The 24157-nt window shown below is 66.2% G+C and carries 18 protein-coding genes; 9 read left to right on the forward strand and 9 right to left on the reverse strand.

What is annotated here, in order from left to right:
- Positions 1 to 66: 66 nt before the first annotated feature.
- The 3 genes from polA to ACHFFA_RS06340 are packed head-to-tail and all read left to right on the forward strand — an operon-like array spanning position 67 to position 5275.
- Positions 67 to 2904: a DNA polymerase I gene (gene polA, locus ACHFFA_RS06330; RefSeq protein WP_394269997.1), complete on the forward strand. Its 2838-nt coding sequence runs from the start codon at positions 67 to 69 to the stop codon at positions 2902 to 2904.
- Positions 2901 to 4196 carry a CHASE3 domain-containing protein gene (locus tag ACHFFA_RS06335; protein ID WP_394269998.1) on the forward strand — a complete coding sequence of 432 codons (1296 nt, stop codon included), beginning with the start codon at positions 2901 to 2903 and terminating at the stop codon, positions 4194 to 4196. Before polA ends, ACHFFA_RS06335 begins: the two co-directional genes overlap by 4 nt.
- A complete protein-coding gene (locus tag ACHFFA_RS06340) occupies positions 4193 to 5275 on the forward strand; it encodes a mechanosensitive ion channel family protein (RefSeq protein ID WP_394269999.1) in 1083 nt (360 codons plus the stop codon). The genes ACHFFA_RS06335 and ACHFFA_RS06340 overlap by 4 nt, the downstream gene beginning before the upstream one ends.
- A gap of 35 nt (positions 5276 to 5310) precedes the next feature.
- On the opposite strand, the gene ACHFFA_RS06345 is transcribed toward ACHFFA_RS06340, so the two are convergent.
- Positions 5311 to 7623, reverse strand: a complete 2313-nt coding sequence (locus ACHFFA_RS06345) for a CDC48 family AAA ATPase (RefSeq protein WP_394270076.1) — start codon at positions 7621 to 7623, stop codon at positions 5311 to 5313.
- A 335-nt stretch (positions 7624 to 7958) separates the two neighbouring features.
- On the opposite strand from ACHFFA_RS06345, the gene ACHFFA_RS06350 reads away from it, so the two are divergent.
- The 4 genes from ACHFFA_RS06350 to ACHFFA_RS06365 are packed head-to-tail and all read left to right on the forward strand — an operon-like array spanning position 7959 to position 11422.
- The gene (locus ACHFFA_RS06350) at positions 7959 to 8681 is read left to right on the forward strand and encodes a CoA transferase subunit A (RefSeq protein ID WP_394270000.1); all 723 of its coding nucleotides are present in this window, start codon (positions 7959 to 7961) and stop codon (positions 8679 to 8681) included.
- 29 nt (positions 8682 to 8710) lie between these two features.
- Entirely contained in the window at positions 8711 to 9601 is an 891-nt protein-coding gene (locus ACHFFA_RS06355; protein ID WP_394270001.1) for a 5'-nucleotidase, lipoprotein e(P4) family, read from the forward strand.
- 17 nt (positions 9602 to 9618) lie between these two features.
- Positions 9619 to 10263: a CoA transferase subunit B gene (locus tag ACHFFA_RS06360; RefSeq protein WP_394270077.1), complete on the forward strand. Its 645-nt coding sequence runs from the start codon at positions 9619 to 9621 to the stop codon at positions 10261 to 10263.
- A gap of 7 nt (positions 10264 to 10270) precedes the next feature.
- Positions 10271 to 11422, forward strand: coding sequence for a CaiB/BaiF CoA transferase family protein (locus tag ACHFFA_RS06365; RefSeq protein ID WP_394270002.1), 1152 nt, complete (start codon positions 10271 to 10273; stop codon positions 11420 to 11422).
- Here the strand turns inward: ACHFFA_RS06365 and metK are convergent.
- The 6 genes from metK to hisS form a co-directional block, all read right to left on the reverse strand.
- Positions 11419 to 12663: a methionine adenosyltransferase gene (metK, locus tag ACHFFA_RS06370; protein WP_394270003.1), complete on the reverse strand. Its 1245-nt coding sequence runs from the start codon at positions 12661 to 12663 to the stop codon at positions 11419 to 11421. The genes ACHFFA_RS06365 and metK overlap by 4 nt on opposite strands.
- Before the next feature lie 35 nt (positions 12664 to 12698).
- Entirely contained in the window at positions 12699 to 14297 is a 1599-nt protein-coding gene (lnt, locus tag ACHFFA_RS06375; RefSeq protein WP_394270004.1) for an apolipoprotein N-acyltransferase, read from the reverse strand.
- An 81-nt stretch (positions 14298 to 14378) separates the two neighbouring features.
- Entirely contained in the window at positions 14379 to 15059 is a 681-nt protein-coding gene (locus ACHFFA_RS06380; RefSeq protein ID WP_394270005.1) for a DUF4167 domain-containing protein, read from the reverse strand.
- Between the two features lie 232 nt (positions 15060 to 15291).
- Positions 15292 to 16119 carry a peptide chain release factor N(5)-glutamine methyltransferase gene (gene prmC, locus ACHFFA_RS06385; RefSeq protein ID WP_394270006.1) on the reverse strand — a complete coding sequence of 276 codons (828 nt, stop codon included), beginning with the start codon at positions 16117 to 16119 and terminating at the stop codon, positions 15292 to 15294.
- Entirely contained in the window at positions 16116 to 17183 is a 1068-nt protein-coding gene (gene prfA / locus ACHFFA_RS06390; protein WP_394270007.1) for a peptide chain release factor 1, read from the reverse strand. The genes prmC and prfA overlap by 4 nt, the downstream gene beginning before the upstream one ends.
- Positions 17184 to 17366: 183 nt before the next feature.
- Complete coding sequence (gene hisS, locus ACHFFA_RS06395) at positions 17367 to 18632, reverse strand: histidine--tRNA ligase (protein WP_394270008.1); 1266 nt, start codon at positions 18630 to 18632, stop codon at positions 17367 to 17369.
- A gap of 94 nt (positions 18633 to 18726) precedes the next feature.
- Here hisS and ACHFFA_RS06400 point away from each other — a divergent pair, with 94 nt between their 5' ends.
- Together ACHFFA_RS06400 and ppa are read left to right on the forward strand one after the other, a co-directional pair.
- The gene (locus ACHFFA_RS06400) at positions 18727 to 20676 is read left to right on the forward strand and encodes a M61 family metallopeptidase (RefSeq protein WP_394270009.1); all 1950 of its coding nucleotides are present in this window, start codon (positions 18727 to 18729) and stop codon (positions 20674 to 20676) included.
- Between the two features lie 123 nt (positions 20677 to 20799).
- Positions 20800 to 21336, forward strand: a complete 537-nt coding sequence (gene ppa, locus ACHFFA_RS06405) for an inorganic diphosphatase (RefSeq protein ID WP_394270010.1) — start codon at positions 20800 to 20802, stop codon at positions 21334 to 21336.
- 6 nt (positions 21337 to 21342) lie between these two features.
- Here ppa and ACHFFA_RS06410 read toward each other — a convergent pair whose 3' ends face one another.
- Positions 21343 to 22749: a mechanosensitive ion channel domain-containing protein gene (locus ACHFFA_RS06410; protein ID WP_394270011.1), complete on the reverse strand. Its 1407-nt coding sequence runs from the start codon at positions 22747 to 22749 to the stop codon at positions 21343 to 21345.
- Positions 22746 to 24092: a TldD/PmbA family protein gene (locus ACHFFA_RS06415; RefSeq protein ID WP_394270012.1), complete on the reverse strand. Its 1347-nt coding sequence runs from the start codon at positions 24090 to 24092 to the stop codon at positions 22746 to 22748. The genes ACHFFA_RS06410 and ACHFFA_RS06415 overlap by 4 nt, the downstream gene beginning before the upstream one ends.
- Positions 24093 to 24157: the final 65 nt, after the last annotated feature.

Below are 24157 nucleotides of genomic sequence, written 5' to 3' on the forward strand. Positions count from 1 at the left end.
CCAATCCCGTTTTCGCCTCGACGTTTGCCGCTCCCCACGAATGGCACTCGCTGCTAAGGCGCGCGCATGCCGGAGAAGAACCACCTCTATCTTGTCGACGGGTCCGCCTACATCTTTCGCGCCTACCACCGTTTGCCGCCGCTGACGGATCCGGAAGGCACCCCGGTCGGGGCTGTCTACGGCTATACGACGATGCTGTGGAAACTGGCCGAGGATCTCGACAAGGCGGATGGCCCGACTCATCTGGCGGTCATTCTCGACAAGGGGTCGACAAGCTTTCGCAACGCGCTGTTCGAACAGTACAAGGCCAACAGGCCCGAACCGCCCGCCGACCTCGTCCCCCAGTTCCCCCTCATCCGCGATGCCACCCGGGCCTTCAGCCTGCCTTGCATCGAGGAGGACGACCTCGAGGCCGACGATCTCATCGCCAGCTACGCGCGCGAGGCAACGCGGCAGGGCTGGGACGTCACCATCGTCTCGTCCGACAAGGACCTGATGCAGCTTGTCGGGCGCTGCGCGGAAGGCGGCGGCTGCATCGACATGCTCGACACGATGAAGAACCAGCGGATCGACATCCCCGAAGTGGTCGAGAAGTTCGGGGTCGAGCCCGATCTTGTCGGCGACGTGCTCGCGCTGATGGGGGACAGTGTCGACAACGTGCCTGGCATCTACGGCATCGGGCCCAAGACGGCGAGCAAGCTCATCCAGGATCACGGCTCGCTCGCCGCGGCACTCGACGCGGCGGAGGCGATGAAGCCGTCGAAACTGCGTGATCGCTTGATCGAAGGCCGCGCCATGGCCGAACTCAGCCGCGAACTGGTTCAGTTGAAAGAGGACTGCGCGCTGCCCGTGCCGCTGGAAGACATGAGGCTGGACGGGGTGCCGCCCGCCCCGCTGGCGGCGTTTCTCGAAAAACACGGCTTCACCAGCCTGGTGAGACGCCTCGAAGCCGGCACGGGCAGTCCGGGGCGCAGGACGGACCTTAATCCGGCCAAGGTCGCCACCCCCGGTGAGGGTGACGCCAGCCCCGCGCCCAATCCTGCCGCCGACATGCCGGCGGTCGATCGTTCCGCCTATGAATGCGTTCAGTCGCTTGACCGGCTGGACCACTGGATCGCGCGCGCCTTTTCCGCCCGGCTTGTCGCGGTGGATACCGAGACGAGCGAGCTCGATTGCATGCGGTGCGATCTGGTCGGCGTCAGCCTCGCGCTGGGACCGAACGATGCCTGCTATATCCCCCTTGCCCATGGCGGGGGCGACATGTTCGCCCAGCGCCCCGAACAGATCCCGATCGAGGCCGCTCTTGCGGCGCTCAAACCGATGCTGGAGGCGGACAGCGTCATCAAGGTGTTTCACAACGGCAAGTACGATCTCAACGTGCTTGAACGCAACGGGATCGAAGTGACACCGGTCGAGGATACGATGCTGGCAAGCTTCGCCCTGGATGCCGGGCGCAGCGAGCAGGGGATCGGCGGCGGCCACGGGATGGACGAGCTTGCCGAACGCCATCTTGGTCACAAGTGCCTCGCGTACAAGGATGTCTGCGGCAGCGGCAAGAAGGCGATCGCCTTCGGCGAGGTTCCGCTGGACAAGGCAACCGAATATGCCGCCGAGGATGCCGATGTTACCTGGCGGCTTTATCGCCTTCTCAAGCCGCGCCTGGCGCAGGAAGGCGGCTCGCGCGTCTACGAGCGGGTCGATCGGCCGATCATCCCCGTCGTGGCCGACATGGAACGCCGCGGCATCAAGGTCGACCGGGCGCATCTTGCCCGCCTGTCCGATGAATTTGCCGGGGAAACCGCGCGACTCGAAGGCGAGATCCACTCCCTTGCAGGACAGGCCTTCACCATCGGCAGTCCGAAACAGCTGGGCGACATCCTGTTCGACAAGCTTGGCCATGCCGGCGGAAAGAAGGGCAAGAGCGGGCAATATTCGACCGACCAGTCGGTTCTCGAGCGGTTGGCGGCAGGCGGCGCACCGATTGCGCACAAGGTGCTGGAATGGCGCCACATAGCCAAGCTCAAGTCGACCTATACCGATGCCCTGCAGGATGCGATCAATGCGCGGACGGGGCGGGTGCACACCAACTACAGCCTCGTCGGCGCGCAAACCGGGCGCTTGTCCTCGAACGATCCCAATCTGCAGAACATTCCGATCCGGACCCCGATCGGCCGGCAGATCCGCGAAGCCTTCGTGGCCGAGGACGGCAACGTCCTCCTTGCCGCCGACTATTCCCAGATCGAATTGCGGCTGGCGGCACACATGGCGGATGTCGGGCCGCTGAAGGACGCCTTTGCCAAGGGCGAAGACATTCACGCGCGCACCGCCCGCGAAATGTTCGGCGAAGTCACCCGCGATACCCGGGCGCAGGCCAAGACGATCAATTTCGCCATCCTCTATGGCATTTCGCGGTGGGGCCTCGCCGGTCGGCTGGAGATCGAGGCGGACGAGGCCCAGGCGATGATCGACACCTATTTCCAGCGCTTTCCCGGCATCCAGCGCTATATCACCGACACCCTCGAAAGCGTGCGCGAGCGCGGCTATTCCGAGACGCTGTTCGGGCGCAAGACCTGGTTTCCGCGGATCAACTCCAAGAACCCGAACGAGCGCGCAGGGTCCGAACGCGCGGCGATCAATGCCCCGATCCAGGGCACCAGCGCCGATATCATCAAGCGGGCGATGGCACGGATACCGCAGGCGCTGGCAGTGGCGGGGCTGCCCCGGGTGAGGATGCTGCTTCAGGTCCACGACGAACTTGTGTTCGAACTGCCCGAGGCTGATGTCGCTCAGGCAAGCGAGGTGATCCGCGAGGTCATGGCGCAGGCCGCCGGGCCGGCGGTGACCTTGTCGGTGCCGCTCGGGGTCGATATCGGCCACGGCAACAGCTGGGATGCCGCGCATTGACAGCGCCCTCTTCGCTGACCCGGCTGGGCCGACGGTGGCCCAATGTCGTGATCCTGATGACGATCAGCGCGATGATGTTCGCGCTGATCTTCCTTGTGTGGCAGACTCTGGAGGCGGAACGCGCAGAGCGCGAGCAGAGCCGCCAGACCGCCTCGATCCTAGGCGAACTGCGCAACGTTCACATGGCCACCCTCAACGCTGAAACCGGGCAGCGGGGATTTTTCCTGACCCTCGACCGGCGGTATCTCGAACCGTATCGGCTCGGCCGCGAACAGCTTTACCCGGCACTTGGCAGGCTGGAGGCCCTGATGGCTGGGCAAAGCACTGCGCGACAGGCGGAACTGCTCGATCAGATCGACGCGCTCAGCCGGGCAAAGTTCGCGGAGATGAGCCAGTCGGTCGAACTTATCGAACAGAACCGTTTGATGGACGCCCGGCGTGCGGTGCTGACCGACGAAGGGCACGAAGTGATGGAACGCCTGCGGCGCTCGATTCGCGAAATGGAAAGCATCGAACAGCAACTGCTGCGCCAGCAGAACCTTGCTACAACCAGAGTCGAGGCCCGCATCCTGCCGTTGCTGGCGATGCTGATCCTCTTGCTTCTGTTCGCGATCGTCTTCGGTGCCCGGCTGGTTTCGCGCGCGGCGCGGGCGGAAGCCGAAGCTGCGCAGGCCTCGCTGGTGGTCGAGGCGCGGGACCGTGCCGATCTCCTTGCGCGCGAGCTTAATCACCGGGTCAAGAACCTTTTCGCGGTGATCCTCGCGATCGTCCAGATGAGCGCGCGCGACCGTCCCGAAGCCAGGGAGGTGACGGAAAGCATCGCCAGGCGGATTCGCGCGCTCCTCACCGCGCACGAAGTCAGCCAGGGCGAGCTCGACCGGCCTGTCGCATCGCTGAGTGCATTGGTAGAGACGACGTTGGCGCCTTATCGGTCGTCCGCCAAGACCGCGCATATCGCCGGACCGCCGGTCACCCTGCCAGCCAAGGCCGTGACCCCGCTCGGGCTCGTATTGCACGAATTGACGACCAATGCGGTCAAGTACGGCGCATGGGCAAAGGAGGGCGAGATCGCGATTTCCTGGGACGTGAACGAAAGCGGCGGGATCCGCTTCGTCTGGCGCGAACACGTGGCGTTACCAGCGGGCGAAGGCGGTGCCGGCCCCGCCACGACCGGTTTTGGCAGCCAGCTGATGACCAGCGCGGCGCGCCAGCTGTCCGGTTCGGTCGAACGGCGCTTCCTCGATGACGGGATCGAGGTCGTGATCGAATTCCCGCACGAGGCGGCCGCATGATTCCCGAACGCCTGCGATACGAAAATTGGCCGGTAAGTTACGAGGGCGCGATCGATTCGCTGATCGTCCTGGGCATCGCCATCGCGATAGCCCTGGTGTTTCACTGGATCGTCATGGCGGTAATGGCACGCGCTGTACGGGTGTCGAGCACGCTGCTCGACGATGTGGTGCTGCGCAAGGTTCGGACCCCGCTGCGCATGGCGATGATCGTCTTCGCGGTCTCGATCGCGGCGGAAAACGGGGCGCTTGTCGGCGAGGGGTGGGACATCCTTGCCACCGTCCTGACCCCCGCCGTCATTGGCTGGCTGCTGTTCGCGATCGTCAAGGGCATTGCTGCCGGCTACGAAGAGCAGGCGGCTCTGGCCGACGATCAGGTCGCGCTACGGTCCCATCGCACCCGCATCGCGATCCTTTCGCGTACCGCCCGGGCGGCGATCGTCCTGATCACGGTCGCCCTGATCCTGTTCGGCATTCCCGGCGTTCGCGACGTCGGGACGACGATGCTCGCCTCGGCAGGTCTTGCCGCCCTCGCGGTCGGTGCGGCGGCGCAGCCGGCATTGAAATCGCTGATCGCCGGATTGCAGATGGCGCTGACCCAACCGCTGCGGATCGGCGATCTGGTCAAGATCGACGGGCAATCCGGGCGGGTCGAGGAAATCCGCATGAGCTTTGTCACCGTACGCACCTGGGACGAGCGGGTGCTGGTGGTTCCCACGGCGCGATTCCTCGAAAATACGTTCGAAAATTGGTCCCGCATCAGCGAACGGCTGACCGGCCCCGTGATGCTGCATCTGGATCCCGCGACGCAGGTCGCCCCGATCCGCGAAGAGTTCGAACGGTTCGTCAAGGCTCACCCGCTCTGGGACGGGCGCAACCTCGAACTGGTGATGAGCGATGCCCATCCCGAGAGCATCGAACTGCGACTATCGATGAGCTCGGCTACTATCGGCAGCCTGTTCTCGCTCCGCTGCGCGGTGCGCGAGCACATGCTTGAATGGCTCGGACAGAACCAGCCGGATGCCCTGATCCGCCATCGCCTTAGCGTCGAGGCGGCGAACCGGAGGGCCGCCGGGGACTAGGCATCGAGCCCCGACCGGCGTCACCATCCGGTCGGTCAGCCGTGCTTCTTCTCGCGGGTCGATTGCAGCATCTCTTCCGAAAGGAAGCCGATCGGCTGAACCTCGGCAGCGCGTTTCTTCAGTTCGCCGCGCATTTTCTTGTATTCCTCTTCCATCTGCGGCGTCACCGTCGCCCGGCTATCGTCGAGCGCCTTGGCGAAGTCTTCCATCGCCACGGATTGCACATCGCCGCCGGCCCGTTGCAGGGCATTGAGGCCGGCCCGGCGGACCAGATCCTCAAGATCCGCGCCGGTAAAGCGTTCGGTCTTGTCCGCGATCCCGCCGAGCTCGACATCGCCATCGAGCGGCATCTGCGCGGTGTGGATGCCGAGGATCTGCTCGCGCCCCGACTTGTCCGGGGTCCCGACATAGACCAGTTCGTCGAACCTGCCCGGACGCAAGAGCGCCGGATCGACCAGCGTCGGGCGGTTGGTGGCGCCGATCACGACCACCGATTGCAGTTCCTCGAGCCCGTCCATTTCGGCAAGAATGGTATTGACCACCCGTCCCGTCACCTGCGGTTCGCCCTGACCACTGCCCCGCGCCGGGACCAGGCTGTCGATCTCGTCGATGAAGACGACGCACGGCGCCACGGCACGCGCGCGCTTGAACAGGCGGGCGATCTGCTGCTCGCTTTCGCCATACCATTTGGAAAGCAGGTCGCTAGACTTCATCGAGATGAAATTCGCCTCGGCCTCCTTGGCGACAGCCTTGGCCAAAAGCGTCTTGCCGGTGCCCGGGGGTCCGAAAAGGAGGAAACCCTGCGCCGGTCGAATCCCGAGGCGGCGGAAGGCCTCGGGGTTTTTCATCGGCAGTTCGATGCCCTCCTTGAGCTTGGCAATCGCATCGCCGACCCCGCCGATATCGTCCCAGCCGACATTGGGAACCTGCACCATGACTTCGCGCATGGCGGAGGGCTGGACGCGCTTGAGCGCCGAGAGGAAATCCTCGCGCGCGACATAGAGGTCGTCGAGCACTTCGGTGGGAATGGTGCGCTCGTCGAGATCGATGCGCGGCATGATCCGGCGCACCGCGTCGATGGCAGCTTCCCGGGCCAGCGCCGCGATATCTGCCCCGACGAAGCCGTAGGTCGCCTTGGCCAGTTCTCCCAGATCGACCCGGTCGCCCAGCGGCATACCGCGGGTGTGGATGCCAAGGATTTCGCGCCGCCCCATTTCATCGGGCACGCCGATCACGATTTCGCGGTCGAAGCGGCCCGGTCGGCGAAGTGCCTCGTCGATTGCATCGGGGCGGTTGGTCGCCGCGATCACCACCAGATTAGCGCGCGCTTCGAGCCCGTCCATCAAGGTGAGAAGCTGTGCGACGAGGCGCTTCTCCGCCTCGCCTGGCACCCGGTCGCGCTTGGGTGCAATCGAATCGATCTCGTCGATGAATATGATTGCGGGCGAGGACTTGGCGGCATCCTCGAAGACCTGGCGCAGTGCCTTTTCACTTTCGCCGTAGCCCGAGCCCATGATTTCCGGCCCGTTGATGGCAAAAAAGCTCGCGTCGCTCTCGTTAGCGACCGCCTGCGCAAGACGGGTCTTTCCGGTGCCTGGCGGCCCGTGGAGCAGCACGCCGCGGGGCGGATCGACGCCGAGGCGGGTGAACAGTTCAGGATAGCGCAGAGGCAACTCGACCATCTCGCGAAGTTGCTGGATGGTATCGCCCATCCCGCCGACATCGTCGTAATTGACGACTGCCCGCGCATCGCGCGGCGCTTCGAATTCGGCCCGCAGTTCGACCTCGGTGTTCTCGTCGATATGAACGATGCCCTTGGGCGAGGTTGAGACGACGCTGAGGCGAATCTGGGTCAGTGCATAGGCGGGGGAATTGAACATCCGGCGGACTTCGGGCGGCATGTTCTGGACTGGTTGCTGCCCGGTCGTCGCGACCAGGTCCCCCGCCATCAGCGGCTTGCGGAAGAAGTTGCGTTTCAGTGCCTGGCTCGGCCCCTGCAGGCGCATGTCGCGGTTCGCCGGGGCGAACACCACCCGAATAGCCGGTCGCGATTCAGCCGCCGCCACCTTGACGTGCTCGCCCGAGCCGACTTCGGCATTCCCGCGCTGCAACCCGTCAAGCCGGATGACCGACAGCGACTGGTCTTCATCATAGGCGGACATGGCAATGGCGACGGTATCGCGCTTGCCGGTGATCTGGACGATGTCCCCTTCGGTGATGCCGAGCGCCTGGAACGCCGACCGCGGCATGCGAACGATGCCTTGCCCGCTTTCCTCCTGCCGGGCGGCCGCCACCTGCAGTCTTACTACCGTATCTTCCACTGCCGCCGCCGCATCCGCATCCGCCATCGGGCAAACCTCCATCGTCCTAAGCTTGTCGCGCCACCACATGGGACGGGCCACATGGTGTTGCAATGAGCGAGAGGCGGGCGCGGGTCCGCGAAATGTTGCGGAGTGCCCGTGCGAAGACAAAGAAAAAGCCCGGCTGAACGAGCCAGCCGGGCATGGAAGTCTTGGGAGAGGATGCCTGAAAGGCCCGTCCTATGTGCATCGCAGCAAAAAATTGTGCAAGTGCGAAAGTGTCAATGCCGTTGAGTTTTTTGCAACCAACCGGGCGCCGGGTTAAACCGCAGGGGTGACAACGCATTGTGTCGCCCTTAGAGCCGACTTTCCACGGAGGTCAGATGAACAAGCTCTTCCCCAACGCCGAAGCCGCTCTCGACGGTTTGCTCCACGATGGGATGCTGATCGCCAGCGGGGGTTTCGGTTTGTGCGGGATTCCCGAACGACTGCTAGGGGCCATTCGCGACAGCGGCGTGAGCGGTCTGACATTCGCCAGCAACAATGCCGGTATCGACAACGAAGGAATCGGGATGCTGCTGCGGACGCGGCAGGTGAAAAAGATGATTTCGTCCTATGTCGGCGAGAACAAGGAATTCGAACGGCAATTCCTGTCCGGCGAACTCGAAGTGGAGTTTTGCCCGCAGGGCACGCTGGCCGAACGGATGCGCGCCGGCGGCGCGGGCATCCCGGGTTTCTATACCCGGACCGGCGTCGGCACGCAGGTGGCCGAAGGCAAGGAGGTTCGCCGCTTCACCACCCGGGACGGTGAGGATGCGGACTACATTCTGGAGCACGGAATCCTCGCCGATCTCGCCATCGTCAAGGCGTGGAAAGCGGACGAGACCGGCAACCTCGTCTTTCGCAAGACCGCCCGCAACTTCAATCAGCCGGCGGCGACCTGCGGCAAGGTCTGCGTGGTCGAGGTCGAGGAAGTGGTCCCCGCCGGCAGCCTCGATCCCGATTGCATTCATCTGCCTGGCGTCTACGTCCAGCGCATGATCGTGGGCGCCCCTTACGACAAGAAGATCGAGTTCGTGACCACACGCAAGCGGGAGATCGCATGATGTGGATAAGGGCAGCATCCTCTACGGCGTTGGCCGTTCTGCTCGCCGGCTGCGCCACCGCGCCGGCACAGGATGCGCCGTCGCCTGCACCGGCGCCGCTCACCGCCGATAGTCCGGCGCCCGACACCATGCGCTGGCTCTACGGTTCCGGGGAGGCAGCAGGCGTCTCGATCCAGGCCATGCGCCAATTGGCCGATTACGCGGTCACGCAATCGCGGCTGCGCAATATCCCGCAGTCGGTCCCCATGGGCATCGAGGGCACCATCCGGAGCGAAAGCTGTATCGATGGCAACCGGATCAAGCCGCTCGCGGTGGTGTTCGACGTGGACGAGACGATTGTTCTTAATGCCGGCTACGAAGCGTGGCTGGCACAGGGCAACACCTATTCGTCGGAAAGCTGGCAGCGATGGGAAGAACGCGGCGGTCCCCTGGCCCGTCCGGTGCCGGGCGCGGTGACCGCACTTCGCCGGCTGCGCGATGCGGGTATCACGCCGGTCTTCAACACCAATCGTCAGCATTCGCCCGAAGGCGCGCGACAGGCCATCGAGACAGCCGGGCTCGGTAAGGCGGTCCATCGCGAAACCCTCTTTCTGCGCGGGGACGATGGGAACGAGGGCAGCGGCAAGGACGGTCGGCGCGCAGCAATCGCTTCGCGCTATTGCATCATCGCGCTGGCGGGCGACAACCTCGGTGATTTCGCCGATCTGTTCAATGCCCCCGCCCTCTCGCCGCAGGAGCGCCGCGAACTGGCAGCCCGCGGGGAATATGCGCAACTGTGGGGTGCCGGGTGGTTCGCGCTCCCCAATCCCGCCTATGGCGATTCCCTGAAAGGCACGATCCGCGAGGTATTCGGCAGGGATGCCGACTGGTCGCCGCAGCCCGGTGACGCCCCGCCGATCGCGAACGAAGGCAGCAAATGACCGACACAAATGAGGCGATCGGCTGGGATCGTGACCAGATGGCGGCCCGTGCGGCGCGCGAACTGCAGGATGGCTTCTACGTCAATCTCGGTATCGGCATTCCGACGCTGGTCGCCAACCACATTCCGCCCGGCATGCAGGTGACCTTGCAGAGCGAGAACGGAATGCTGGGGATCGGCCCCTTCCCGTTCGAAGGCGAGGAGGATACCGATCTCATCAACGCCGGCAAGCAGACGATCAGCGAACTGCCGCACAGCGCCTATTTCGACAGTGCCCAGAGCTTTGCCATGATCCGCGGCGGGCATATCGACCTGACCGTGCTCGGCGCGATGGAGGTGGCCGAAAACGGCGACATCGCGAACTGGATGATCCCCGGCAAGATGATCAAGGGCATGGGCGGGGCGATGGACCTCGTCGCCGGGGTCAAAAAGATCATCGTGGTCATGGACCATACGGCCAAGGACGGCAGCCCCAAGTTCATCCCGTCCTGCACCTTGCCGCTGACAGGCAAGAACGTAGTCGACATGATCGTCACCAATCTCGCCGTCTTCCAGCGGGCCGATCACGACAGTCCCTTCCGCCTCATCGAGCTTGCCCCGGGTATCAGCGCCGAAGACGTCGCCCGCAGCACGACGGCCCATTACGAGGTCGCGCTGGGCTGACACGCATATGGCCGATTGGCTGGACAGACCTCGCAATGCGAATGCGCCGCTGGCCGGCCTCCGGGTCCTCGAACTGGCGCGCGTGCTGGCAGGGCCATGGGCCGGTCAGATCCTCGCCGATCTTGGCGCCGACGTCATCAAGGTCGAAAGTCCTGAAGGAGACGGCACCCGCCAATGGGGCCCCCCGTGGATCGAACGCGAGGACGGCGAACGCTCAGCCGCGTATTACCACGCCGCCAATCGGGGCAAGCGTTCGACCATCGCCGACTTTCGCGATGCTAGCGATCTGGCACGGGTAAAGAGGTTGGCCGCCTCGGCCGATGTGCTGATCGAGAATTTCAAGACCGGGGCACTCGGCAAGTTCGGCCTCGATTTCGCAGCCTTGTCATCGGCCAACCCGCGCCTCGTCTATTGTTCGATCACCGGCTTCGGCCACACCGGTCCGCGCGCGGGCGAGGCAGGGTACGACTTCGTCATCCAAGGCATGAGCGGGTTCATGGCCCTGACCGGTGAGCCGCAGGGCCAGCCGATGAAGATGGGTATCTCCATCTCGGACCTCACCTGCGGCCTCTACGCCGTGATCGGCATCCAGGCGACGCTGGCCATGCGAGAGCGGACCGGGCGGGGACAGCATGTCGACATGGCACTGCTCGATTGCTCGGTCGGCCTTCTGGCCAGCCAGGCACTGCATTACCTGACGACCGGCAGCAACCCGCCGCGCATGGGCAACGAGCACGCCCAGGTGAGCGCCTATGGCGTGTTCCCGGTGAAGGACGGGCAGGTGGTCCTCGCCCCGGCCAACGACGGACTGTTCCGTCGCCTGCTGGTGGTGCTCGGCCGAGGCGACCTGATCGCCGATTTGCGCTTCGCAACCAACGCGGACCGCCTCGCCAACCGGGCGGCACTCGATGCCATCATCGCTGACGAGACAGCCCGCTGGGTGAAAGAGGACTTGCTGGCGAAATGCGCGGCGGCGGGGATCCCCGCCGGTCCGATCTATGCACTCGACCAGGTGTTCGCCGAACCCCAGGTGCAGGCCCGGGGGATGCAAATCGATTTGGACGGCATCCCCGGCGTTCGTAGCCCGTTCCTCTTTTCGGAAGCCGAACTTGCGCTCGACCGCGCGTCACCCCGCCAAGGTGACAGCGACTCGCCTTAACGCGTGGTCAGGGCCGCTTTAAGATCTGCGGCCAGATCGGTGCGCTCCCACGGGAAACGATCGCCTTCGGCAGTGCGGCCGAAATGGCCATAGGCAGCAGTTGTGCGATAGATCGGCTTGTTGAGGCCCAGATGTGTGCGGATGGCCCGCGGGGTCAGCCCGCCGAGCTTCTCGAGCGAGGCGATCGCCTGTTCGAGCTGCTCGTCGCTCACCCCGTCGACCGCGGTGCCGTGGGTGTCGACATAGAGCGACAGCGGCCTGGACACGCCGATCGCATAGGCCAGCTGGATGGTGCAGCGCGTGGCGAGGCCCGCAGCGACGATATTCTTCGCCAGATAGCGGGTGATGTAGGCCGCCGAACGGTCGACCTTGGTGGGGTCCTTGCCGCTGAAGGCCCCGCCCCCGTGGGGGGCCGCGCCGCCATAGGTATCGACAATGATCTTGCGGCCGGTAAGCCCGGCATCGCCATCCGGCCCGCCAATCTCGAACGCGCCGGTTGGATTGATATGCCATTGGGTGTCGGCTGATATCCACCCTTGCGGAAGGATTTCGCCGACGACGCGCTTGATGTAGTCCTTGAGTTCGGTTTCCTGCGCCCCCTGGTCATAGCCCTTGGCATGCTGGGTCGAGACGACGATCGCGGTGCAGGCCACCGGCTTGCCGTTTTCGTAGCGCAGGGTCACCTGGCTTTTGGCATCGGGTTCGAGAAACGGCGCTGCGCCGCTCTTGCGGTCCGCCGCCAGACGCTCGAGAATCTTATGGCTGTAATCGAGGGTGGCCGGCATCAGATCGGGCGTCTCGTCGCAGGCGAAGCCGAACATGATGCCCTGATCGCCGGCGCCTTCGTCCTTGTTGCCGCTGGCATCGACGCCCTGCGCGATATGCGCGGACTGCCCATGCAGATGGTTTTCGAAGGTCAGCGTCTGCCAGTGAAAGCCGTCCTGCTCGTAGCCGATCTCGCGGACCGTGCGCCGTACCGCTTTCTCGATGTCTTCCTTTGCGCCGGGTGCCCAGCCGCCGTTTTCAGCCCATTCCGCCCGGTGTGCGTCATACATCGGCGCGCAGCGGATCTCTCCCGACAGGATGACGCGCTGGGTCGTGGTCATGGTCTCGCACGCCACGCGCGCCTCGGGATCCTGCGCCAGCATGAGATCCACGATAGCGTCACTGATCTGGTCCGACACCTTGTCCGGATGGCCTTCGGAGACGCTTTCCGAGGTGAACAGGTAATTGGCGCGCATGCTGTCTCCGGCGATATAAGAATATAAAGATTGCTTTATGTCTGGCTGGCCCGGTACCTTGCTTGCCGCCGCTTGGCAATAAGGGATGCGACCAGCAGGATCACACCCCATAGCAGGGTGAGCCAGTGGCCGAGCTGGGCGAACAGGGTCGGCGCCCCGGCGGGGGGGACGGTCGTATCGATCCGCCCGGCGACATTGCGCCCGATCGCCTGGCGGACGACCCCGCGAGCGTCGATGACCGCGCTGATCCCGGTGGTGGTCGCCCGCAGGACCGGCAATCCCTCCTCCGCCGCCCGCATCCGGGCCTGCCCCAGGTGCTGTGGCGGGCCGAAGCTTCCGAACCAGCCGTCGTTGGAAGGATTGAACAGGTAATCCGGCCGGTTGCCAGGTTCTACGACTTCGCCCGAAAAGACGATCTCATAGCAGATCTGCATCCCCGCCCTCCCCCATGCGCCGAGGTCGACAGTGCGCGGACCGGGTCCGGGGAGGAAATCGACCTTGCCCGCCACTAGTCGGCTGAGGCCCAGCGGCTCGAGAATACCGCGCAGCGGCAGATACTCGCCATACGGAACCAGATGAGCCTTGGCATAGCGTTCGCCGAGCGTTCCGTCGGCGGCGACGGGAGTAACGGAATTGTAAGCCCCAATTGCGGCGGGGCGGCCATCGCGTTCGCCGATCTCGAGGTCGACCGCGCCTGTCAGCAGCAGGCTGCCGGGGCCGATCACCTTGCCGATCCGGAAGCGGGCGAATTCGGGATCGCCACCGGCAGTCATCTGGTCGTAATAGCGCTGCGGATATCCCGCGCGCAAATAGTCGGGAATGCCGCTCTCGGGCCACAGAACCAGCCGCCGGTCGATATCCCGCCGCGGCAGGCTGAGCGCGCCGATGCGTTGAAACTGCGCCTCGAATTGCGCCGGATCGTTCATTTCGTCCTGCTGGAGATTGGGCTGAACCAGTGTCAGCGGGAGCGATCCTTGCGGCCCCCGATCCGACGGCCAGAGGACCACCAGCGCCGTCCCCGCCCCGAACATCAGCAGCGGAAGGAATTGTCGCCGCAGAATCAGCACCGCGGCAAGTCCGCATGCGGCCACCAGCAGGCCGGACAGGGCATAGGTCCCGGTGAACGGCAGCAGGCGCCCGGCCGCCGCCCGGTCCCACGGACCCATGAGCGCGAGCGAGAAAGGCCCCCAGGCGTAGCCGGTGAAGACCCAGCTGCGAAACCATTCCGCCGCCACCCACATCGCTCCCAACGCGAGCGAGAACGCAGCGAGCCCTCCGCGCCGCGCGAGCCGCCATGCGGCGAGCACTGCGAGCCCCGGCCACACCGCGAGATAGAGCGACAGCAACGGCACCGCCGCCCAGCCGAGCTCTGCGGGCATTTCCGCCTGATAGGTAAAGGCGGTGGCGATCCAGTTGTTGGTGACGGTGAAGTGCGCCACCCCGAACAGCCAGCCGCCGAGGAACGCGCCTCGGGCGTTGCTGCTGCGCCATGCGAGCCAGACGAAGCCCACCATGGCGGCAAGCGCCAGCGGCCACAGATTCAGCGGCGGATAGCCGGTCGCCGCCAGCGCACCGAGTACCAGCGGCGATAGCCGCGGATGCTTCAAGGCCAGCACGCCAGGCCGCGAGATCACGCCGCGAGCCATTCCGCCGGAGGGCCTGTCCTCAGCGTGGTCTCCCAGAGGGACGCCGTGCATGACTGCGCGCGTACCCGGTCAGCCGACCGCGCCGACTTCCGCGTCGTCATCCTGCTTGCGGCGGCGGGTGCGCGGTGCCGGACGGGCACCCTCGCCATCGCCTGACCCGATTGCGGGCGGGAGGGCGGCCAGATCGATCTCGCCTTCGACCCCCGCCTGGCCCTGTTCGCTGCGACGGGGCTTGCGCGCGGTCCGGCGCGGGCGCGGCGCGGCATCGGGGGTGGCGAAAAAGGGGTTGGCGGCCGCGTCCTGGTCATCGCCCGCGGCCGGTCCATCGTCACGCGATCGGGTACGGCGAGGGCGCTGGGCCTGTCGCTCTTCGGCTTCGGGGGCATCCTCGCGCCGGGGGCGGGCCGGGCGGCTCATCCGCCGGTCGTCGCCGTCGAACTCGAAATCGCCGTCTTCGCCGTCGTCGTCCTGCATCGGACGATCATCGTCGCGGCGAGTGCCGCGCGCCTCGTCCTGACGGGCCTTGTTATCGGCTATGACGCGGAAATAGTGATCGGCGAACTGGAGATAGTATTCGGCTTGCACGCGGTCACCGTTGTGCTGCGCGTCCTGCGCCAGTTTCTTGTACTTGTCGAGCAGCTGGGGGGCGTTGCCCCGGGCCCGGCTATCGATCCGGTTGCCGTTATTGCCGCCGCCGCCCTGATTGCGGTTGCCGCGTCCGCGACGGCGGTTGTTGCGATTGTTGTTCAAGGGTATCGATCCTCACATATGGCGCGGCGCGAACCCCCGGTTCGCCTCTGGCCGCGTTCCCCCTCGCGCGCACGGTCCACCACCGAGCGCCACCCCGTTCCTGCACGATATGCATTGCCCGTGGGCGCTGCATCAGAACTGCAATGGATGGGTCAAGGCCGTGAGGGATATCGATCCATATCCCGCAGGCCGTGTTCTCGAAGTAATGACAAGGCGTCCCTTTGCCAAGCCCTTATGTAAGAACCAGTGCACGCGGACGTCCGGCAAGGTCGCGGCAGAGCCTGCTGGCGAAGCCTTCGGCTGCGAACAGCGCGGCTACGGCATCGGCCTGCTGATGGCCTATCTCGAAGATTGCCGCGCCCCCCTGGGCGAGCAGGCCGCGCAGCTGCGGCGCCAGCAGGCGGTAATCGTCAAGCCCCTGCGGACCGGCAAACAGTGCCCCGTGCGGCTCGAACGCCGCCACGTCGCGCGCAAGCGGGGCATCGCTTTCCACATAGGGCGGGTTGCAAAGCACCAGATCGCATGGCGGGATCGCATGCGCCCAGCCGGGCCGGGACCAGTCCGCCACCAGCAGGCGGGCGCGGCTTTCGAGACCGAGCGCGGCGGCATTGCGTCGGGCGACCGCCAGTGCCTCTGCGCTGCGATCGGTGCCCCAGCCCTCCCCGCCCTTCTCCGCCAGCACGGTGAGCAGCAGCGCCCCCGTCCCCGTGCCGAGATCGAGCACACGGCCGTGTGCCTGCGGCAGGTGCAGCGCGGCATCGATCAGGGTTTCGCTGTCGGGGCGGGGGATCAGGGTCGCCGGGGAGACGATGAACTCGCGCCCATAGAACTCCTGCCGCCCAAGGATGTAGGCGACGGGCTCGTGCGTCATCCGGCGGGCGAGCAGCGCGGCGAAGCCGGCGGGCGGCGGCTCCTGCATGAAGCGCGTCACCAGATCGGACCGGGTGATGCCGGCGGCCTCGGCCATCAGCAATTCGGCATCGAGGCGGGCGGTCTCGCTGACTGGTTCGAGCGCCTCTGCCGCCGCGCGCAGGGCAGCGGCGATCGTCGGCTGGCTCACCCCTCCATCGCCGCCAGCCGCTTGGCTTCGTCTTCGGCGATCAGGGCATCGACCAGTTCGCCCAGCCCCGGTCCGGCGAGGATGTCTGGCAGCTTGTGCAGGGTCAGCCCGATGCGGTGATCGGTCACCCGGCCTTGCGGGAAATTATAGGTGCGGATGCGTTCGGAACGGTCCCCGCTGCCGACCATCGCCCGCCGCGCCTCGGCTTCGGCGCCCTCGCTCGCCTCACGCTGCGCCTCGTAGAGCCGGGCGCGCAGCACCTGCATCGCCTTCTCCTTATTCTTGTGCTGGCTGCGGGCGTCCTGGCAGGTAACGACCGTGCCCGTGGGCAGGTGCGTGATGCGGATCGCGCTGTCGGTGGTGTTGACGTGCTGCCCGCCCGCCCCGCTGGCGCGGTAGGTGTCGATCTTGAGGTCGTTCTGGTCGATCTGGACGTCCACCTCGTCAGGTTCAGGCAGCACCGCGACGGTGGCCGCGCTGGTATGGATGCGCCCGCCGCTTTCGGTCTCGGGCACCCGCTGGACGCGGTGGACCCCGCTTTCGAACTTGAGCTTTGCGAACACCCCCTGCCCGGCGACATTGGCGACGATTTCCTTGAACCCGCCGACCTCGCTCGCGTTCATGCTGACCGGCTCGACCTTCCACCCCTGCTCGCCGGCATAGCGTTCGTACATCCGGTAAAGGTCGCCTGCGAACAGCGCCGCCTCGTCGCCGCCGGTCCCGGCGCGGATTTCAAGCATGGCGGGCCGGTTGTCGGCACTGTCGCGCGGCAGCATGGCGATCGCCAGCCGATGTTCGAGTTCGGGCAGCTGCCTGCGCTGGGCGGCCAGTTCCTCCTCGGCCATCGCGCGCATTTCCGGATCGGCCAGCATCGCCTCGAGCCCGGCGATTTCCTCGCGCGCCGCCTTCACCCGGGCCGCGACCTTCGCCACCGGCTCGAGTTCGGCATAGTCGCGGCTGGCCTGGACGAAGGCGTCGCCCTCGAGCGTGCCGCTCGCCATCCGCGCTTCAAGCTCGGCAAAGCGATGGGCGATCTGGTCGAGGCGTTCGGGAGGGATCTGCAAGGTTCGTATCCGGTTGGCTGAACGGTGTCACACTTGTCACACAGTCCTGATGCGGAAATTTGCGCTGGGGGGAAAGCGGGAAATTCAGGGCGGCACGGCTGGCGGGGTATCAGGATGCGGCCCTGGTAGGAAAGCCAAGCCCGCCCGAGGTAAATGCCCTTCTCAGGCATACGGCAACCGCCGTCACAAAGGACTCGTTGCTACGTCCTGCAATCGATCAGAGCTGAGCCGCCCGTCCTCCTCGGCCTTGATCGACAGGCCGTCGCTGCCATCGGGGAGGCCGACCTTGACGATCGCGCGCGGGTCGATGCGCAGCATCTTGTCGTAGCGTTTGCGCGGGTTTCCCGTCGCGAAGAGCTCGACCGAATAACCGGCCGCGCGAAACCGCGCGGCATATTGCATCGCGCTATCATCGAAAGCCCGGTGTTCCGAGACGATTGCGATATCGGGACGATCGGCGCCCCGCTCGCCCACCAGCATCGCCAGCCGCTCGATCCCTGCCGCCCAGCCGACCGCCGGGGTTGCCGAGCCGCCAAGACTTTCCATCAAGCCGTCATAACGACCCCCGCCCAGGACCGTACTCTGGCTGCCGAGCGCGGCGGCGGCGGCGCTGCCGTTGGCGGGCACGAACTCGAAGGCGGTATGGCGATAGTAGTCGAGCCCGCGCACGAGGCTTTCGGCGCGCTGCCACTTCACCCCCGCCGCATCGAGGCCGCCGGTCACCGCGTCGAAGAACGTGCGGGCATCGTCCGACAGAAACTGGTCGATCTTCGGCGCATCGGCGACGAAAGCGATATCGCGCGGGTCCTTGCTGTCGAGGATGCGGAGCGGATTCTTCTCGAGCCGCTCCTGCGAATCCTCGGACAAGTCCCCGCGCACGGCACGGAAATATTCGACCAGCGCAGCGCGCCACGCCTCTCGGCTATCGCCATCGCCCAGGGTGTTGAGGTGCAGGGTCACGCCCTCGATCCCCAGTTCGCGCAGGAGCTGGTCGGCAAAGGCGAGCAGTTCGACATCGGCCTGCGGTTCGGCCGCACCGATGATCTCGGCATCGATCTGGTGGAACTGGCGATAGCGCCCCTTCTGCGGCCGTTCGTACCGGAACAGCGGGCCGTGCGTGGCGATCTTCACCGGCGCATATTGCTGCCAGCCATTGGTGAGGTAGGCACGGGCGATCCCGGCGGTGAATTCGGGGCGCAAGGTAAGGCTTTCGCCGCCACGATCCTCGAAGGAATACATTTCCTTCGAGACGATATCGGTCGTCTCCCCGATCGAGCGGGCGAAGACTTCGGTACGCTCGAATACCGGCATTTCGACGCGGCGAAAGCGATAGAGCCTGCGCACCCGCTCGAAGGTTTCGACGACGAAGGCAAAGGCCTCCGCCTCGGCGCCGAAGATGTCCTGGGTGCCGCGGATCGGCCGGGGCGTGGTGGTCGATGGCTTGGTCATGGGCGCCGCGCCCTAGCGCGTTCGGAAGGCGCGGGAAAGCCGCTCGTCGAGGCAGAGCTTGCCTTGCCCGCGGGGCCACCGCATGAACGCGCGCATGATCATTCGCACCGCGCCTCTCGCCCTCGTCATGCTTCTCGCCGCGCAGCCGGCGCTGGCCCAGCCGGCCCCCGCGCCCGCCACGAAGTCCGCCCCCGTCGCCGCGCAGCTCGACGATGCGACCCCGCTGCCGCAGGACAGCGCGTGGCCCGGCGGCACGATCCGGCTCGATATCGATGCGAGCGACACGCGCCGGGGGATCTACAGCGTCAGGCAGGCGATCCCCGTGCCGGCCGGGATGCGCCAGCTGACCTTGCTGTTCCCCGAATGGCTGCCCGGCAACCATGCCCCGCGCGGGCCGATCAACCTGTTGTCCAACATCCGCTTCGAGGCGAACGGGCAACCGCTCGCCTGGCGGCGCGATCCCTACGATGTCTACCGGTTCGCCGTGGACCTGCCCGCAGGCACGCGCGAAGTGACGGCAAGCTTTCTCCATACCTCGCCGCTGACCGGCAGCGAGGGACGGATCACGATGACGCAGGAAATGCTCAACCTGCAATGGGAGAAGATGAGCCTTTATCCCGAGGGGCATTACGTCCGGCGGATCGCCGTGGCGCCGAGCGTGACGGTGCCGGCGGGATGGACGGTGTTCACCGCGCTCGACGGACAGGCGCGGACGGGCGACACCGTCCGCTTCGCGCCGACCGATTACGAGACGCTGGTCGATTCGCCGATCTTTGCCGGCAAGCATTCGCGCGAATGGACGCTCGGCCGCAACGTCCGGCTGGGGGCGGTGGCGGACGCGCCGAAATATCTCGAGCTGGCGCCGGACAACGCCAGGACCTTCGAACGACTGGTGAACGAGGCGGACGCCCTGTTCCGGACGCGCCAGTTCGATCGCTACACCTTTCTCCTCGCGATGACCGATCGGATGGGCGGGATCGGGCTGGAACACCACCGGTCGAGCGAGAACCAGTACGAGACCCACACCCTGATCGACTGGGAGAAGATGGACTGGGACCGCAACGTCGTCAGTCACGAGCTGGTGCACAGCTGGAACGGCAAGTTCCGCCGCCCCGAAGGGCTGTGGACACCCGATTACCGCACCCCGATGGATGATACCCTGCTGTGGGTCTACGAAGGGCAGACGCAGTTCTGGGGCTGGGTCCTGGCGGCCCGCTCGGGGCTGCAGAGCAAGGACGTGATCCTCGGCACCATCGCCCTTGCCGTCGCCAACTACGCCGAAGGACAGCCCGGGCGCGCCTGGCGCAGCGTCCAGGATACGACCTACGATCCGATCATCAACGCGCGCCGGCCGGTGCCCTACAGCTCGTTGCAGCGCAGCGAGGATTATTACGTCGAAGGCGCGCTGACCTGGCTCGAGGCGGACCAGATCATCCGTGCCGGCACGCGGGGCCGGCGCGGGCTCGACGATTTCGCGCGGGCCTTCTTCGGCAAGGGCGATGGCGACTGGGGCCAGCTGACCTATGATTTCGACGAGGTCGTCGCCGGACTCAACGCCGTCCACCCCCATGATTGGGCCGGATTCCTCGATACGCGGCTGCGCCAGCCGGGCCAGCCAGCCCCGCTGCGCGGGCTGGAAATGGCCGGCTATCGCCTCGTCTGGAAGGATACGCCCAACCCCTATGCCAAGGGCCGTACCGATCATGCCAGGACGCTCGACCTGCAGTATTCGCTCGGTCTGACATTGTCGGCCGACGGCACGGTGGTGGCGACCCTGTTCGACGGGCCGGCCTTCGATGCAGGCATCGTCAACGGCGCCAGGATCGTTGCCGTGGACGGCGAGGCCTATTCGGCCGACGTGATGAAGGACGCGATCACGAAAGCCAAAGGCAGCGGCGCAGGCATCGACCTGCTGGTCAAGCGGGGCGAGCGTTTCGACACGGTGACGATCGAATACGACGGCGGGCTGCGCTACCCCTGGATCGAGCCTGCCGGCAGGGGCACGCAGGGGCTCGACCGCCTGCTCGCGGCGCGGGTGCGGTAGGCTGCGCCCCATATCGGGCCGGACAGCCACAGCCCGGCTCGTGCATGTTGCCTCGCCGCCCGGCCCTGTCTAGGGCGGCGCGGCGGTGGCCGCCACCGGTCAATCATCACAAGAGAACCCTCAATGCGCGTCGACATGATTCCCACGGGCGACAATCCGCCCGAAAGCCTTAACGTCGTCATCGAAGTCCCCACCGGGGGCGAACCGGTCAAATACGAATTCGACAAGGCGTCGGGCGCGCTGTTCGTCGACCGTATCCTGCATACCCCGATGCGCTACCCGGCCAATTACGGCTTCGTCCCGCATACGCTGTCGGACGATGGCGACCCGCTCGATGCGCTGGTGATCAGCCGCAGCCCGTTCATTCCGGGCTGCGTCGTTCGCGCCCGCCCCATCGGGGTGCTGCACCTCGAGGACGAACACGGCGGCGACGAGAAGCTGGTCTGCGTCCCGGTCGACACGACCTTCCCCTATTACAGCGACGTCACCGAAACGAAGGACCTGCCGACGATCATCTTCCAGCAGATCGAGCATTTCTTCACCCACTACAAGGATCTGGAGACCGAGAAATGGGTCCGGGTCGGCAAGTGGGGCGATGCCGAGGAAGCCAAGCGCATCGTCCTCGAATGCATCGAGCGCGAGCGTACTTCCAAGGGCTGAAGGCCGCTATTCGACCGGGCGGGCATGGTCGAGCAGGTCCTTCTCCTGCCCGCCGCCCCCGCCTGTCATGCGCTCGCTGGCGACCATTCGTTCGATCTCGTCGGCGGGGCGGACATCCTCGTGGTCGGCGGGCGCTGTGGGTGCCGGGGTGGATTTCGCCCGGGCATCCGCGCGCCGTTCCGGTGAGGGGCTCTCGCCGTGCGGATCGACCAGGGGAACACTGGCCGAACGCGGATCGAACCGCAGCCGGTAGATCGGCTCCGGCATTCCGAACCCAGCCGTTTCCAGCGCCTGTTTGACCGCCGGGATTGCCCGGCTCTGCGCTTTCCACCAGTCGGTCTGGGTCTGGTCGATCCAGCCGAGAAAGCGGATCACCACGTTCGAATCGCCAACCTCGACGATGCGCCCCTCGGTCGGCGGCTGGTCGAGGACGAACGGCAGGCCGGCCAGCGTCTCGCGCCCGAGCCGGCTGGCCGCCAGCGCATCGTCGTCGGCATCGACGCCGAGGTCGAACTGGAAACGGCGCTGCGGGTTGCGGGTGAAATTGGTGATGACCGCGCGGAACACCTGGCCGTTGGGAATGCGCAGGTGATTGCCGTCGAGACTCATCAGGATCGTCGCTCGGCTGGTCAGGCGGATGACCCGCCCTTCCAGATCATCGATCCTGACCCAGTCGTTGGCCCGGAACGGCTGACGCAGGCTGAGCATGAGCGAGGCGACATAGTTTTCGATCGTGTCGCGCAAGGCGAAACCGAGCGCGAGGCCGACGACCCCTGCGCCGCCCAGCACCGCGCCGAGCAGCGCGCTCGCGCCGAGAATATCGAGCGCGACAACCAGCCCGCCGACGATGAAGACGAAGCGGATCGCGCTGGCGATCAGGTCCTTGAGAAAGCTGTTCGGGGCAAGCTTCCCCCACAGGGTCGCGAGCCGGGCGACAAGATAGCCGAACGCGGCGATCACCGCCCAGACCGCGAGGGCGAGCGCCAGCAGCGGCAGCATGGCGACCAGCCCGTCGAGTTTAGCCCTGAGCGCGCCGATCCCGCCGGCCTGCGCGGCAAGCGAGACGTCGCGTTCGAGACTGCTCTCCACCGTGACGACCCCTGCCACCCGTCCGGCGATGGCTTCGGCCCGGGCAATGTCGTCCTGCGCCGGGACCGTGCCCGACAGCCGGACCACGCCCTGGCTCACCGCGACGTCGACATCGCCGAAGGCGGGCAGTTCGCCAAGGATGCCGCGGATGCGGGCAGCGATGCGTTCGTCGTCGCCGGCCCTCTGGGTGTTGTCGATCGTCGACGCCGGGCTGGCAGTGGCGGCAGCTTCCGATGGGGCGGGTTCGGGCAGGGCGGGCAGGATTGCCGCCGCCGGAGACGCGGCGGCGAAGATCAGCGCAAGGGCGGCGAACACGCTTTTCATTGTCCGGCCACCGTCATCCCGTCGATTCGCAGGGTCGGGACATTGAGCGCCCGTTCGAACACCAGATCGTCGGCCGGGATCAACGCGCGGTACATATCGGGCAGATTACCCGCGATGGTGATTTCGGCAACCGGGCCGGCGATCTCGCCGCCGCGGATACGAAAGCCGGTCGCGCCGCGGCTGTAATCCCCGGTTACCGGATTGACTCCCTGGCCGAACAGCGAGGTGACGTAGAAACCGTCCTCTATGTCCTCCATCAGTGCCGCCGGCGTCACCGTGCCCGGGGCCAGGTGCACATTGGCGACGGTGATGCCGGGCGCGCCCCCGCCCCCGCGCGAGGCATGGCCGGTAAGCCCGATGCCCAGTTGACGCGCCGCCGCGACATTGGCGAGCCATCCGCCGATCCGCCCCCCTTCGACCAGCGCCCGGTCGGTGCAGGGCACGCCCTCGCCATCGAACGCCCGCGAGCGGAGGCCGCGCTTTGCAAGAGGAGTTTCGAGCAGCCGGATCGAGGGATCGAACAGCTGTCCGTCTTCGCGGCCGAGCAGGAAGCTCGCCTTGCGCGCGATCGCGGCGGCAGACATCGCGCCGATCAGATGCCCGAACAACCCGCCCCCGACGCGCGGGTCGAAAACCACCGGCATCCGGCCTGAAGGCAGCGAGGTGGGAAACATCCGCGCGACCGCCCGCTCACCGGCAAGCCGCCCGATCTCGTCCGCGCCCGGCAAATCGGAACGGTGACGGACGCTGCGCGAGGCATGGTCGGTCTGCTTGTCCCCGCCCCCGCCCGCGATCACGCTCGCGCTGAGCGAATGCCAGCTCGAGGCATAGCCGCGGGCAAAGCCGTTCGAGGTCACGAGCGCGGCGACCGCCCGTCCGTAGCCCGCGGTGCCGCCATCGCTGTTGGTGACGCCGGCCACCGCAAGGGCGGCCGCTTCCGCCGCCGCCGCCGTTTCGCGCAGGTCCTCGGGTGCCGGCTCGCTCTCGTCGAACAGGTCGAGATCGGGCATTTCGCCGGCGAACAGCGCTTCGGGCGGGGCAAGGCCGGCGAAGGGGTCCCGAGGTGCGGCACGGGCCATTTCGACGGCCCGCTGGGCGAGCAGCGCAAGCCCTTCGGCGGCGAAATCGCTGGTGCTGATCGAGGCCGACCGCTCCCCGACGAAGACCCTGAGGCCGATTTCCTCGCTTTCCGAGCGTTCGACATCCTCGAGCTTGCCGAGGCGTACCGTCACGTTCTGGGAACTGCCCGCATGGGCGACGGCGTCGGCGGCATCCGCCCCCTTGCGCCTGGCCAGCGCGACCAGTTCGCCGCACCGGGCAAGCGCGCCTTCCGTATCCATCATTGCGGCACCGTCCTTGCGATAGCGATCGATCGGGGCGCGGCTATCCCAAGGGCGGCAGGCCTACA

It is taken from the genome of Qipengyuania sp. (assembly GCF_043423005.1).
GTDB lineage: Bacteria > Pseudomonadota > Alphaproteobacteria > Sphingomonadales > Sphingomonadaceae > Qipengyuania.

Excerpts from the sequence above, each read along its gene's own strand:
- polA (WP_394269997.1), top strand. The coding sequence starts at position 67 with ATGCCGGAGAAGAACCACCTCTATCTTGTCGACGGGTCCGCCTACATC.
- ACHFFA_RS06340 (WP_394269999.1), top strand. The coding sequence starts at position 4,193 with ATGATTCCCGAACGCCTGCGATACGAAAATTGGCCGGTAAGTTACGAG.
- ACHFFA_RS06345 (WP_394270076.1), bottom strand. The coding sequence starts at position 7,623 with ATGGCGGATGCGGATGCGGCGGCGGCAGTGGAAGATACGGTAGTAAGA.
- ACHFFA_RS06350 (WP_394270000.1), top strand. The coding sequence starts at position 7,959 with ATGAACAAGCTCTTCCCCAACGCCGAAGCCGCTCTCGACGGTTTGCTC.
- ACHFFA_RS06365 (WP_394270002.1), top strand. The coding sequence starts at position 10,271 with ATGGCCGATTGGCTGGACAGACCTCGCAATGCGAATGCGCCGCTGGCC.
- metK (WP_394270003.1), bottom strand. The coding sequence starts at position 12,663 with ATGCGCGCCAATTACCTGTTCACCTCGGAAAGCGTCTCCGAAGGCCAT.
- hisS (WP_394270008.1), bottom strand. The coding sequence starts at position 18,632 with ATGACCAAGCCATCGACCACCACGCCCCGGCCGATCCGCGGCACCCAG.
- ACHFFA_RS06400 (WP_394270009.1), top strand. The coding sequence starts at position 18,727 with ATGATCATTCGCACCGCGCCTCTCGCCCTCGTCATGCTTCTCGCCGCG.
- ppa (WP_394270010.1), top strand. The coding sequence starts at position 20,800 with ATGCGCGTCGACATGATTCCCACGGGCGACAATCCGCCCGAAAGCCTT.
- ACHFFA_RS06410 (WP_394270011.1), bottom strand. The coding sequence starts at position 22,749 with ATGAAAAGCGTGTTCGCCGCCCTTGCGCTGATCTTCGCCGCCGCGTCT.
- ACHFFA_RS06415 (WP_394270012.1), bottom strand. The coding sequence starts at position 24,092 with ATGATGGATACGGAAGGCGCGCTTGCCCGGTGCGGCGAACTGGTCGCG.